Raw genomic sequence first — 12,581 nt, 5'->3', positions numbered from 1 at the left:
TATTTGTTTTGTTTGCCCATCGTATCCTTGGCAAAGTCGTCCCACTTTTTAACAATAAACCATATTTGGTTTGATATTTTTTCAGCTAAGCGATCAACTCTTAGCTGTTGGAAGCTTTCCAGATGAGCTCCTTTGAATAGTTGATTGCCAAACATTGACAGTCAACTGTCAACAGTCAACTGTCAACAGTCAACTGTCAACAGTTAACTAATTAAAGCGTCAAAGACTGAGGATTGGTCTCAATCAATTTCGCTAAATCTTGCAAGAAAGACGCCGCATCAGCACCGTAAATAATCCGGTGATCGCAAGTAATATTCACCTGCATTTGGCGCTTCACTCCCATTAAACCATCTTCATTAGCCACTACTTGCGGCCGTGAAGAACCGATCGCCAAAATCGAGCCTTGATTCGGCGGCAAAATCGCGTCAAACTTGTCTACTCCAAACATTCCCAAATTGGAAAGAGTAAAAGTTCCCGTGCTGTATTCATCAGGCTTCAACTGCTTGGTGCGGGCGCGATCGACTAAATCCTTCCAAGTGCGCGAGAGCGAATAAATATCGAGGCGATCGGCATTTTGCAGCACCGGCGTAATCAAACCGCCGCCGTCCATCGCCACAGCTACCGCCACATTAATATCAGCACGGTATTGAATCGCCGACTCCACATAAGAAGCATTCAGCAGAGGATGTTTTTGTAAAGTTACTGCTACAGCCTTCGCCAGCATAGCCGTCATCGTGACGCCCTTCGACTTAATTTGTTTGTAGAGTTTGTCCAGATTATCAGTAGTAATTGTGTAACCAACGCGGAAAGACGGCACGCTCAAACTTGCTTCCATATTCCGCACCACTGCATTTTGCAGCGCGTTCATTGGTACTGTTTGACCAGAAAGTGCCACCGCTGGGACTGGTGCGGGGGCGGGTTTGGCTGCTGCGGGGGCTGGTGCTGCGGGGGCTGGTGCGGGTGCGGGTGCTGCGGGGACTGTTACGGGTTGCTGAACCGGAGCGGGTTGGGCTTTGCCGGCTGCTGCTTCCACATCCTCTGCGACAATTCGGCCGTTGGGCCCGCTGCCTTTGATAGAATTCAAATCTACTTTAAATTCTTTGGCTAACTTGCGAGCGCGGGGAGAAACGACGCTGCGGCCGTTTTGGCGGCTGACATTTTGCTGCAAACCTACTGATGCTGTAGGTGCGCTGGCAGGAGCGGGGCTGGGAGCGGGGGCTGCTGCTGCGCTTGGGGCCCCGGCTCCTTGCTGCTGAGCTGTGGCGATTTCGGCTTCCGTTTCTGCTACTAGGGCGATTGCTGCTCCCACCGGAGCAACTTCGCCCGCAGGTACGATAATTATTGCTAAATAGCCTTCGTAGAAAGACTCCACGTCCATGTCGGCTTTGTCGGATTCAACGACTACCACCGTTTCGCCTTTTTCTACTTTGTCTCCGGCGGATTTGACCCAGGAAACAATTTTGCCCTCTGTCATTGTCGAACTCAGGGCTGGCATGAAAACTTCGCGAATCATCTGTAAAAAGTCCTTGTGTGTTGGTAATAGGTAATCGGTATTTGGCAATTGATCATTGGCGATCGGCCACGGGCAATACTTATTATTATGCCAGTCTCTCGCATTCTTGATGTGTGACAGTTGACTCAAAATCAATTGCCAATTACCGATCGCCAATTACCACTTACCAATTTCTAAATATCACCTCGAATTTCTTCGACTATGCCGTCTCGGAGGAGAATTTCTACTTGCATTTTTTGAATCAAGTTTTCTCCCAGCCCGACAGTGAATGTGCCGTCAATTTGACCTTGACTCACTTCTTGTTCCAGGTCTAGCACCTGCACTTGCTGAAGCTGTTGCAGGTTTTGGTTTTTCTGTTCTAGCAGTTCGCTTTTTCTTTGATTCACCTGCACTTGAATGTTTTCTATTTGCTGCATTACTTGCGGGCCTGGGGGCTGCAGATTTTGCTTTTGGATTTCTGAAACCATCCGCTGCCCTTGCATTTCGAGCTGTTGTAGCTGAGAGTCTATTTGGTTGATTTGGGCTTGGAGTTGCTGTTGAGCTTCTTCTTTCCAGCGGGGAGTAACGACGACTTTAACGTTAATCGAGCGCTTCAAGAGTAATTGTGGTTCCATAAAGTTGTTGCTTGTCAATTAGGAATTAGGCATTAGTCATTAGTTGGTAAACATGAACTAATGGCCCAGGACTGAGGACTCGGACTCGGGACTTGGGTATTGGGATAATTTTTTCTTTTCCATTCCCCAAGTCCTGCGAATATTTCAAAACATCCCGTCAATCATATCGCGGTAGTGTTCCGTCACAACCGGGCGCTTAATTTTAAGGGTCTGGGTCAACATTCCATTTTCCATCGAAAATGGCTCCTGAATCAACCGAAACGGGCCGATGCGATCGTCCGCGCGGTATCCGGGGCGATTTTGCACCTCTCGGTTCAATTCTTTGCGGAATAAGTCTTGAATTGTCTTGCTATTCCAGTCAATTTCGTGTAAAGGGGGATTCTGAGTTTCTGCCCATTTCTGCACGGCTTCTGCATTGGGGACAATTAAGGCGCCGACGGATCTCTGGTCTTGACCTACTAGCATAATTTGGTCGATGTATGGGCTGCGGAGGCAGGCGTCTTCTATGGGTTGGGGTTCGATGTTTTCGCCGTTGCTGAGGACGATCGTATCTTTGGCCCGCCCGGTCAAGATTAAGTCGTTTCCCGGTGTCAGCCAGCCCAAATCGCCGGTGTCGAACCAGCCTTCGGGGTCGATCGCCTTGGCAGTCGCTTGGGGATTGAGATAGTAGCCCTGCATAATTTGCGGCCCCCGCGCCAATACTAAACCGCGCTGGCCTGTTGGCAGTTGCTGTCTGGTTTCTGGGTCTACTATTTTAATTTCCGTATGGGCTAGAGGCTGTCCTGCGGAACCTTTAAGATTGTGCCAAGGGCGGCGGACGGTTAAAACCGGGGACGTTTCGGTTAAACCATATCCCACTAATAAACCGATATTCGCTATTTCAAAGAAATTGTCTATATGCGCGGCCAAAGAACCGCCGCCGCTAATCGCCCATTTTAAGCGTCCCCCTGTAGCTTCCCTGACTTTTTGGTAAACCAGTTTTTCGGCGAGGGCGTGTACGGGCGACAACAGAATGCTTTTGGTGCGGGCGATTAGTTTTTCGGAAGCAGAAGCCGGTTTCAAACTGAGAGTTAATCCTTGAAAAATGCGGCGGGCCTCGATGTATTGCTGGCTGGCAGATAACAGGAAATCCACCAATTTTTGTTTGTTAGGTGGCTGTTCCCGAAATTGCTTTTGGACGGCCTCGTAAATCGATTCCCAGATGCGCGGAACGCTGACCATGTACTGGGGTTTGTAAGTTTTAAAGTCTTGTTTGAAATAGCGAATATTGGTGTAAATTTGCGTGCATCCTTGGGAAAGCAGGAAGTATTCGACGCTGCGTTCGTAGGCGTGCCAACTGGGCAGAATGCTGAGGGCAGATTCGCCGGCTTCGGGCTGGAGAACTGTACCCAAGGTGGTGAGTTGGTGCAGCAGGTTCCCGTGAGTCAGCATGACGCCTTTGGGTTTGCCGGTGGTGCCGCTGGTGTAGAGGAGGGTGGCGAGGGTTTGAGGCTTGTGGTTGGTGGGTTTGAGGGGGCGGTTTGCCCCTGTGGTCATGACTTGGGAAAATTTGACTGTGCTTAGGGTTTGGCTGGTTTCCGGTTCTTCGTCGGAGAGGAGGACGATGAGTTGGATGGGTAAATCCGGGAGGCGGTGTTGCAGTTTTTTGAGTAATGCCCGGTTTTCGACTACCAAGGCGATGCTGCCGCTGTCTTGGATGATGTACAAAAGTTCTTCGGGGTCGGCGGTGGCGCCTCGAACCGCGTTGGCTGCCCCGGCCATCATGATACCTTGGTCGGCTATCAGCCAGCGGGGGCTGTTGTCGGCGAAGAGGGCGACGCGGGGAGGGATGGGTTCTCCTGGATTTGGTTCGATGCCGAGGGCTTGGAGGCCTGCGGCGAATTGCTGGATTTGCTGGTAGAGGTCGGTGTAGGTGAGTTTGATTTCTGGCTGGCTGTGGGGGTCGTGGAGGGCGACGGTTTGACCGAATTGTTGTTTGACGATCGCCCAAAATTCGGGTATCGATTGAATGGAACTGTAATCGATCAGGCGGCTGAGGTTAGCGCGATCGCGATCGGTGATTTGAGATGATGTGTAAGATGCTGGGCCGTTCATAGGGTATTTTCCTGAGTTTTCGGAGATAAAATTATTCAGTATAAGTTTAATATCACAGGTATTTTACAACTTTGTGGCATTGTCGTGACAGTTTGTCAACCTGCCGTTGTCTATTTAGATAATTAGAGATACAAAATGATGACAGTTATAGTTGCACAGAAATACATGAATTTATCAAGGTTGATAGTAATTGCTTTAAGTGCGATCGTCCTAGCATCATGTGGAAATCTACTTGCCGCCGAAGTTGCACAGACGCAACCAGAAGATAGTAGACGAACATTTGCGGATTGGTGCCGCCAAAAAGCTGATTTGAGTCCTCAAACCAAACATACTGTTGACGTGTTGTTGGAGCAAGCAGAGACTAATGATTGCGATGCAGCCGATCGGAAACTTTCTAGTCTCACGGAACTCAGCCTCTACGACAATGCGATCAGCGATATCAAACCGCTAGCATCCTTGACTAACCTGACTAAGCTCGTCCTCAGCGCCAATAAGATCGGGGACATCAAACCGCTAGCATCCTTGACTAACCTGACTTGGCTCTCCGTCGACGGCAATGCGATCGGCGATATCAAACCGCTAGCATCCTTGACTAACCTGAGTGATCTCAACCTCGACGGCAATGCGATCGGCGACATCACACCGCTAGCATCCTTGACTAACCTAAGTTCGCTCTCCCTCAGCGGCAATGTGATCGGCGACATCACACCGCTAGCATCCTTGACTAACCTGCGTTGGCTCCACCTCAGCCGCAATAAAATCGGCGACATTAAACCGCTAGTATCCTTGACTAAACTAAGTTCGCTCGACCTCAGCGGTAATAAAATCGGCGACATCACACCGCTAGCATCCTTGACTAATCTGAAGGGGCTCGTCCTCAGCAGCAATAAAATCGGGGACCTCAAACCGCTAGCATCCTTGACTAACCTGAGTGAGCTCTCCCTCGACGGCAATGTGATCGCCGATATCAAACCGCTAGCATCCTTGACTAACCTGACTGAGCTCTACCTCGGTGGCAATGTGATCGGCGACATCAAACCGCTAGCATCCTTGACTAACCTGACTTTGCTGTGGCTCGGCGAAAATCCGATCGCGCTCAAAACCTGCCCGCTCAAGCCAGAGTCTATCTGTGAGTGGTAACTCTGAAATTAAATGCTCAAACTTTTAGGAATTTGGTTACTTTTTCAAACGCGATCGATAATCCCCTCCCACAGTGCGGCAATAGGATGTAATTTACCTTCTTTAACTTGCTGCATAGAGTTGCGGAGGCTCGCTAGTATGAGTTCTGTCGGTTCGTCATCGGGAGCGGCAGGCGGGGTGACGATATTGCGATCGATTAATATTTGGTAGAAATCGTCCGCTGAAATTTTAGCCAGTTGAGCGGCTTTATCTAAACTGAGGCTGTGTTGCTGATAAAGTCCGATCGCCAATTCTATCCGTACCTCGGCTTCTGTCAGGGGGAGATTGTCGGGAAGGTCGATCGTAATTTGCATGATTTATACTACCTTTTAATTTGGATAGTCTCTGAAGTGCGATCGTTTAATTTGGCAATTCGGGTTTGATTTTGTTAACAGGACTTACCCACAGACACTATCTGTAGGGCGAAGCACACCGCACCTTATCCCCACAAATAGTGTAAAAATTGCTCCCTTGCATAAGTCCTATTTAAGCGACCTTGCGCGGTGCATCCACCATCGGTGCTGTGCCAAACAAATGTCTGAGATAACTGCGACTGAGTTCGCGGTTCCAGCGCCGCAGCCGCACCATCACTCGCGTGAATGTAAAAGTCAATTCCAACACCAAAGAAATCTGTTTGAGACTGAGTGAAGTATTAAACACATCATTGCCGTGCGTGCGTTCAATCTGATGGTGTTTCAGCAAAGCAATCAGGTTTTTGGTAGAGCCTTTTAGTTGATTGAAATAACTCTGGGAGAATGCCCAACGGCTGAAACCCCAAAACTTAGCCAAATGATTGATTTCATCCTGTAAAGGCTGGGAAATTGCCTGTTGCAACGCTCCTGTTGAGTGTACCATCAACCATAAATAAACAGAAGTAGCTCCCCACTCGGTACTCAGGCGACTAATCACGTGTTTGTAGGTATCTTGCCAAGCGTCACCTGTGGATTGACAGCCATTCACAGAATTGGGTTTAACTTGCAGTTTTTCTGCTGTAAGTTGCTGGTAAATTTTCCTAAATGTCGGGCAATGTTGGCGTTCTTCTTTTTCCCAGACACCTATCTCTAGAATGTTGCCGTTATCATCAAACATTCCTCCCATAAAGCGCGCCATTTGCGGGTAAATATGCTGTAAGTAGCACCAACTTTCTCTACCGTAGCTGCGGATGGGAGCTTCAATTTCTGCCGCACTTGCCAAAATTTGTAAAAATATTTCTGGCTTGACACCAATAATTTGGTCGCGATTGATTCCTTGCCAATCTATGGGCTCCCAAGGGCGGGGATGCGGGGCAGAAAATTGCTGGGGCAGATCGGAAAGTCGATCGCTCAAAACTTCCAATGACATATAATGGTCGATGAGCGAGTTAATCCTGGCCCGACTTTGCAAGTAGCGAGGGCTTTGATACTGATTTCCAGCCAAATCAATTGTATACACCTTACCAGTAGCTTTCATTGTTTCTGCCTGTTCGTGACTTTTACAGCTATTGTGCAAAAGGCATTTGGGAAGTCGCAATGAGTAACGTGCAGGCTGCTCAATTACTACGAGTTGGTTGGAGTTAGCCGAACTCAGGTGAAGCGGCATGAAGTAGGGTGAACTAAACAACACATGATAGCCGTAATGTGCGCCGAAGAGTAGCCTTCCTCCCATCACTTATCTGTGTTCATCTGCGTTCATTTGCATACATCTGCGGTTAAAAACTTACATAATTTTGCCGCCACCAAGCGCGCACAAACTTAATCTCCTCAAACGTATAACGTTCTTCCAAAAAATCATAAATGGCTCTCAGTTTCTCATCCCCCATAACTTCAATTGCGTACACTATCGCCTGCTGGCGTTCCGATTCTACCAACAAATTTATATCAACTTCCCTGCCCATTTCCATCAATTCTATCAGATGCCCAGAAATAGTATTAGGACTCATACCCCGCGCATTGGCTATTCCTTGAACTGTCAAACCTTGTCGGTATAATTCCCAGGTTTGCATCTGCGAATAAGACGCAACGTTAGCAAGATTGGGAAGATTAGCGACCTCAGAAGATGCAGCACCACTTGGCAATCCTTGTTCTTGGCAAAAAGTGCGTATTGCCTCCAAGAAAACTTTGCCGTACTTATCTCGCTTGTTGCTACCAACGCCGTAAACTTCCTCGAATTCACTGAGATTTTGCGGGCGTTTTTCTGCCATATCTCGCAAGCTTTTATCGGCAAAAACTACGTAAGGTGGCACAAATTGTTCGTCGGCTATTTGCTTGCGTAGCGTCCGCAGTTTGGCAAATAAACCTTCTACTTCTACGGCCAAAGACCGAACTTTTCCCTGTACTTCCCGCTGCGGTTCAATAGCAATTTCAACTGTGCGCTGACGTTTCATGATTTCCCAACTTTTTTCATTCAGTTTCAAAATGGGAAAGCCGTCTGTTCTTTCGTCTAAGAAACCTTGATTCAACAGGGAGCGACTCAACTTTTTCCACTCTTCTGCACTTCTATCTTTGCCAATTCCGTAGGTGGAAAGTTGGTGGTGCTGGTATTGCAATACTTTTTGACTTTTTGAGCCGCGCAGCACGTCAATAATATGATTCATGCCGAATTTTTCTTGGCAGCGGGCGACACAAGAAAGAAATTTCATTGCCTCAATCGTCCAATCTTCTACGGGTTTTTGGTTGCAACAGTTATCGCAAGTACCGCAGTTTCCGGGGAATGAATCGCCAAAATAACTTAACTGGATTGTGCGACGGCACTCGGTTGATTCTGCATAGTTGATTACTCGACGCAACTGTTGGCGGGCAATTCGTTGTTCTTGCGGATCGGGTTTTTGATCGATGATGTAGTCGATCATTTTGACATCGCCGTAGCCGAAAAATAAACTGCAATGGGCGGGTTCGTTGTCTCGGCCTGCGCGGCCGGATTCTTGATAGTATCCTTCGAGATTCTTGGGCAAGTCGTAGTGAATTACAAACCGCACGTCGGGTTTGTTAATGCCCATACCGAAGGCAATTGTGGCTACCATTACTTGCACGTCGTCGCGAATGAAGCGGGTTTGATTGGTTGCGCGATCGACATCGTTCATGCCGGCGTGGTAGGGTAAGGCTTGGATGCCGCTTTGTTGCAATTTATAGGCAACTTCGTCAACTTTTTTGCGGCTGAGGCAATAGATAATTCCCGAACCGCCTTTTTTTTGGATAATTTGCAAAACTTCGGCAAAACTGTGTTTGGTTTTGGGGCGAACTTCGTAGTATAAATTGGGGCGGTTGAAGCTGGCGACGTGGATGTATGGATTTCGCAGAGTTAGCTGCTGGATAATGTCTTGGCGGACGCGCTCGGTGGCGGTGGCTGTTAGTGCCATAATGGGAATGTCGGGATATCGATCGCGCACTCGTTGCATTTGCCTGTATTCGGGTCGAAAGTCGTGCCCCCATTCCGAAACGCAGTGGGCTTCGTCGATCGCAAATGCCGAAATTCCTAACTTATTTGCTACTATATCTAAAAATGGTAAAAATCTCTCACCCAGCAAGCGTTCGGGTGCAACATAAAGCAATTTAATCTTACCTTCGAGAATCGCAGTTTCGCGCGATCGGGTTTCCTGACTGCTCAAAGTGCTGTTGAGAAAAGTCGCCCCAATTCCATTATCCTGCAAAGCTTCCACCTGGTCTTGCATCAGAGCAATTAACGGCGAAACAACCACAGTCAATCCCGGTTTCAACAGTGCCGGTAATTGAAAACACAAAGACTTGCCACCGCCCGTCGGCATGACAATCATCATATCCCGTTTTTGTAAAGCAGCTTCGACAATTTCCTGCTGCCCCGGGCGGAAAGAGTCATAGCCAAAAAAATGTTTGAGTGCTTGTTCCAGGGGCAGCGGCACAGAAGATATTGGCGGATTAGACGCTGACATTTGCAGTAGTTGGTTGTTGGCTTCTAAACTATTCTATGCCTTTTGAGCACAAATACAGTTACAATAATTGAGAATCTCAATTTAAGCAGAAAAACTGATGCCGAAAGCAATTTGGAATGGTGCCGTTTTGGCCGAGAGCGACAAGTGCGAAATTGTAGACAACAACTATTATTTCCCCGCCGATGCCATCAACCGCGAGTATTTCAAGGACAGCAGCACTCACACTACTTGCGGTTGGAAAGGTGTTGCTAGTTACTACAGTGTCGAAGTCGGCGGACAAGTTAATAAAGATGCTGCTTGGTACTATCCTACCCCGAAAGATGCTGCTAAAAATATTGCCGGATATATTGCTTTTTGGAAAGGAGTTAAGGTAGAGGCTTAAAGCAGTTTAGGACTAAAAAAAGGGGGCGGGTTGTGGGCGAATTTAGCGCTTAACCGGCCCCTTAAAATTTTAATTTTTTTCCCAAACGGCGACAGCTTCCGAACCCAAACCACGGCGAACAACAATCGGTTCGCTTTGTGTCAAATCAAGAATGGTAGAAACTTGATATCCCGGATCGGAACCGTCATCGACAATGACATCCACTAACTTAGAAAAACAGTCAAACAGCTCAGCTTTGCCAAAGCTTTCTGCTTTAGATGCAGCGACTGGTGCTGCACCTTCATCATCCGTGGTAATGTGAGCGGATGTTGAAATAATTGGATTTCCCAAGGCTTCCAACAGTGTAAAACAAAGCCGCTGGTCGGGAACGCGAATTCCAGTGGTTTTCCGTTTTGGGTTCATTACCAACCGTGGCACTAACTTGGTAGCTGGTAGCAGAAATGTATAAGGCCCCGGTATTAACCGCTTGATAATTCTGTATGCTTCATCGCTGACTGCCGCATAGTCGGTGATATTTGACAGAGAGGAACACAAGAACGTTAAAGGCTTATCATTGGATAGTTGCTTGATCTGCCTGACTCGTTCTACTGCAGACTTGGAGTTGATATCGCAGCCGATCGCGTAAACTGTATCTGTCGGATAAAGCATCACGGCCCCATCTTTTAGAGCTTTTGTAATCTTCTCGATCCGGTCTCTTTGGGGTGCAACTGGATGCACTTCATAAATAGTTGCCATGTTAAGATATTGCAGGCTAAGTGGGCGATCGAAATATCCAGTGAAACAATCAATGTTGAAAATTAATTGTTAACAATGAATAAAATAGCTTATTTTGACTGTCCAACTGGCATTGCTGGCGATATGTGCATCGGAGCTCTCATCCACGCTGGCGTTCCTTTAGACTACCTAATCGAAAAACTCAATTTGCTCGGCATTTCGACAGAGTACCAGTTGCGGACGGAATTAGTCCACCGGAATACTCAACAAGCAACTAAATTTTATGTAGATTTAGCTGCGGATTTGTGGTTAAAACCCAAAAATTCCGCTACCGAACTCGATCCCTCGGAAACGGAATCTTCGACTTTTGACGCCCGCCACCACCATCATCACGGGGAAGAACATTCTCACAGTCACGGCGAACCAGATGCCGAAATTAGCCACACTCATCACCGCCACTTGCCACAAATTGAGCAAATCATCGTCTCTGCAAAATTGCCTCCGCGAGTGGAAGCTTGGAGTTTGGCCGTATTTCGCAAATTAGCAGAGGCAGAAGCGGCCGTACACGGTATCCCCCCAAGCGAGGTTCACTTTCACGAGGTGGGGGCGGCGGATGCAATTATTGATATTGTCGGTACTTGTTTGGGTTTGGATTGGTTGGATATTCAGGAGTTTTACTTTTCGGCGATGCCGACTGGTGCAGGTACGGTGAAGGCGGCCCACGGTAAGTTAGCGGTGCCGACGCCGGCGGTGATGCGGTTGTGGGAAACGCACCGAGTGCCGGTTTATAGCAATGGGATCGATCGCGAATTGTGCACTCCTACGGGAACTGCGATCGCCTGTACTCTAGCCTCTGCTTTCGGCCCGCCACCGCCGATGGAAATTCAGGCGATCGGTTTGGGTGCAGGTTCTCGAATGCTGGCAATTCCTAATATTTTGCGCCTCTGGATTGGGGAGAAGTCACAAGCAAGTTCGGCAACGAGCACTGTACAGGATGTAACGGATGTCAGAAAGAGGGAAGAAGGAAGAGGGAAGTTTTTAAACAATTCCCCATTCCCGATGCCCAATGCCCAATTCCCAATGCCCAATTCCATAGAAACTATTACGGTATTGGAAACGCAAATTGATGATTTGAGTCCGCAGGCGATCGGCTATGTTTTTGATGCTTTGTTTGCCGCCGGAGCTCTGGATGTTTTCACTGCCCCAATTGTGATGAAAAAGTCGCGGCTGGGGGTTTTGTTAACTGCGATTTGTCATCCCGAATTTCAGGATGATTGCGAAGCAGTTATCTTTCGCGAAACTACTACTCTGGGAATTAGGCGATCGACTCAACAAAGAACGATTTTACCCCGAGAAATCCAGACAGTTAAAACAGAATACGGCGAAGTCAAGATAAAAGTTGCGAAGTCGGGAGAAACGATTGTTAATGTACAGCCGGAATACGAAGATTGCGCGGAAATTGCCAGAATTAAAAATATTAGCTGGCGGGAAGTTCACCGCTTGGCGCTGCAAAGTTGGTACGATCGCACTTAATCAATTACAGTGACTTACAAGAGGGTATAGAAGCCTGTCAATGCCGCAAAGCATTGATTCAAAGGAATCATATTGCTTGTGCAATTTTAGCGTATAAATTCCTAAAAAAAACAGCGCGAATGGTTGAAAAAACCGTAGACCACTTAAAGCAGGAATTACTGTCAGACTACCTCAAACACGAACTGAAAGACCCAACTATACGTTGCGTACTTGTTTAACAGGAAAGTCGGTGATTCTTTAGGCAGTTCAATTTGAATCTTACGACGATCGCTCACTTTTCTTGAACGGGCGATCGTAACTTGTGTCAGGCTATATATAGCGTACCTGCGTAAGTCCTGTGTACGATAATTAACCCCCGCAAGGTTCTAACCAGCAGTAGATTTTTCAGCTAACAAAAAGACCAGCTTGCAGCCAATCTTCCGACGGGGGAATGACCCGAACTTTTGGCTAGGTATCGCCCGCAACTACAAGCTGGCCGTGTCCCCGGCGTATCGAGTACAGCCTGGGTTCAACAAACCTCGATCGAATTTAAATAGTCCTGGACGCAAAAAACCCGGTTCCCCTCAAAATCGTGGATATATCCCTTGAGATATTGGCGCAGAAACCGGGTTGAAAGGCCCCCCGTGCGTCCAGGACTGTTAAAGTTTATTCTTCGACAAGCTATGTCGA

Annotated in this window: 10 protein-coding genes; 3 read left to right on the top strand and 7 right to left on the bottom strand. The window is 47.7% G+C overall.

Annotated elements, in window-relative coordinates; translation table 11 throughout:
- Positions 1-211: 211 nt before the first annotated feature.
- The 3 genes from QUA71_RS06270 to QUA71_RS06260 form a co-directional block, all read right to left on the bottom strand.
- The gene (locus QUA71_RS06270) at positions 212-1,513 is read right to left on the bottom strand and encodes a dihydrolipoamide acetyltransferase family protein (protein WP_333283362.1); all 1,302 of its coding nucleotides are present in this window, start codon (positions 1,511-1,513) and stop codon (positions 212-214) included.
- Positions 1,514-1,686: 173 nt separating this feature from the next.
- On the bottom strand, positions 1,687-2,127 hold the full coding sequence (locus QUA71_RS06265; protein ID WP_006631983.1) for a YlqD family protein: 441 nt from the start codon (positions 2,125-2,127) through the stop codon (positions 1,687-1,689).
- A 144-nt stretch (positions 2,128-2,271) separates the two neighbouring features.
- Positions 2,272-4,221 carry a long-chain fatty acid--CoA ligase gene (locus QUA71_RS06260; protein WP_333283360.1) on the bottom strand — a complete coding sequence of 650 codons (1,950 nt, stop codon included), beginning with the start codon at positions 4,219-4,221 and terminating at the stop codon, positions 2,272-2,274.
- A 135-nt stretch (positions 4,222-4,356) separates the two neighbouring features.
- Here QUA71_RS06260 and QUA71_RS06255 point away from each other — a divergent pair, with 135 nt between their 5' ends.
- Positions 4,357-5,361: a leucine-rich repeat protein gene (locus tag QUA71_RS06255; RefSeq protein ID WP_333283358.1), complete on the top strand. Its 1,005-nt coding sequence runs from the start codon at positions 4,357-4,359 to the stop codon at positions 5,359-5,361.
- A gap of 44 nt (positions 5,362-5,405) precedes the next feature.
- On the opposite strand, the gene QUA71_RS06250 is transcribed toward QUA71_RS06255, so the two are convergent.
- From QUA71_RS06250 to recQ, 3 genes are all read right to left on the bottom strand, one after another.
- A complete protein-coding gene (locus QUA71_RS06250; protein WP_333218729.1) occupies positions 5,406-5,714 on the bottom strand; it encodes a UPF0175 family protein in 309 nt (102 codons plus the stop codon).
- A 172-nt stretch (positions 5,715-5,886) separates the two neighbouring features.
- Entirely contained in the window at positions 5,887-7,044 is a 1,158-nt protein-coding gene (locus tag QUA71_RS06245; protein WP_333283356.1) for a hypothetical protein, read from the bottom strand.
- A gap of 43 nt (positions 7,045-7,087) precedes the next feature.
- A complete protein-coding gene (gene recQ, locus QUA71_RS06240) occupies positions 7,088-9,283 on the bottom strand; it encodes a DNA helicase RecQ (RefSeq protein WP_333283354.1) in 2,196 nt (731 codons plus the stop codon).
- Positions 9,284-9,380: 97 nt separating this feature from the next.
- Between recQ and QUA71_RS06235 the strand changes: the two genes are divergently transcribed.
- Positions 9,381-9,665 (top strand): DUF427 domain-containing protein, encoded by a 285-nt coding sequence (locus QUA71_RS06235; protein WP_190738299.1) that lies wholly within the window; start codon positions 9,381-9,383, stop codon positions 9,663-9,665.
- A 69-nt stretch (positions 9,666-9,734) separates the two neighbouring features.
- Here QUA71_RS06235 and QUA71_RS06230 read toward each other — a convergent pair whose 3' ends face one another.
- Positions 9,735-10,400, bottom strand: a complete 666-nt coding sequence (locus QUA71_RS06230) for an L-threonylcarbamoyladenylate synthase (RefSeq protein ID WP_333283352.1) — start codon at positions 10,398-10,400, stop codon at positions 9,735-9,737.
- A 75-nt stretch (positions 10,401-10,475) separates the two neighbouring features.
- On the opposite strand from QUA71_RS06230, the gene larC reads away from it, so the two are divergent.
- Positions 10,476-11,912 carry a nickel pincer cofactor biosynthesis protein LarC gene (gene larC, locus QUA71_RS06225; protein ID WP_333283350.1) on the top strand — a complete coding sequence of 479 codons (1,437 nt, stop codon included), beginning with the start codon at positions 10,476-10,478 and terminating at the stop codon, positions 11,910-11,912.
- Positions 11,913-12,581: the final 669 nt, after the last annotated feature.

Origin of the sequence: Microcoleus sp. MON1_C5, assembly GCF_036701875.1 — a bacterium.
Lineage (GTDB): Bacteria > Cyanobacteriota > Cyanobacteriia > Cyanobacteriales > Microcoleaceae > Microcoleus.
The sequence above is the reverse complement of the archived record's forward strand: the minus strand, read 5'-3'. Positions and strand labels throughout refer to the sequence as shown.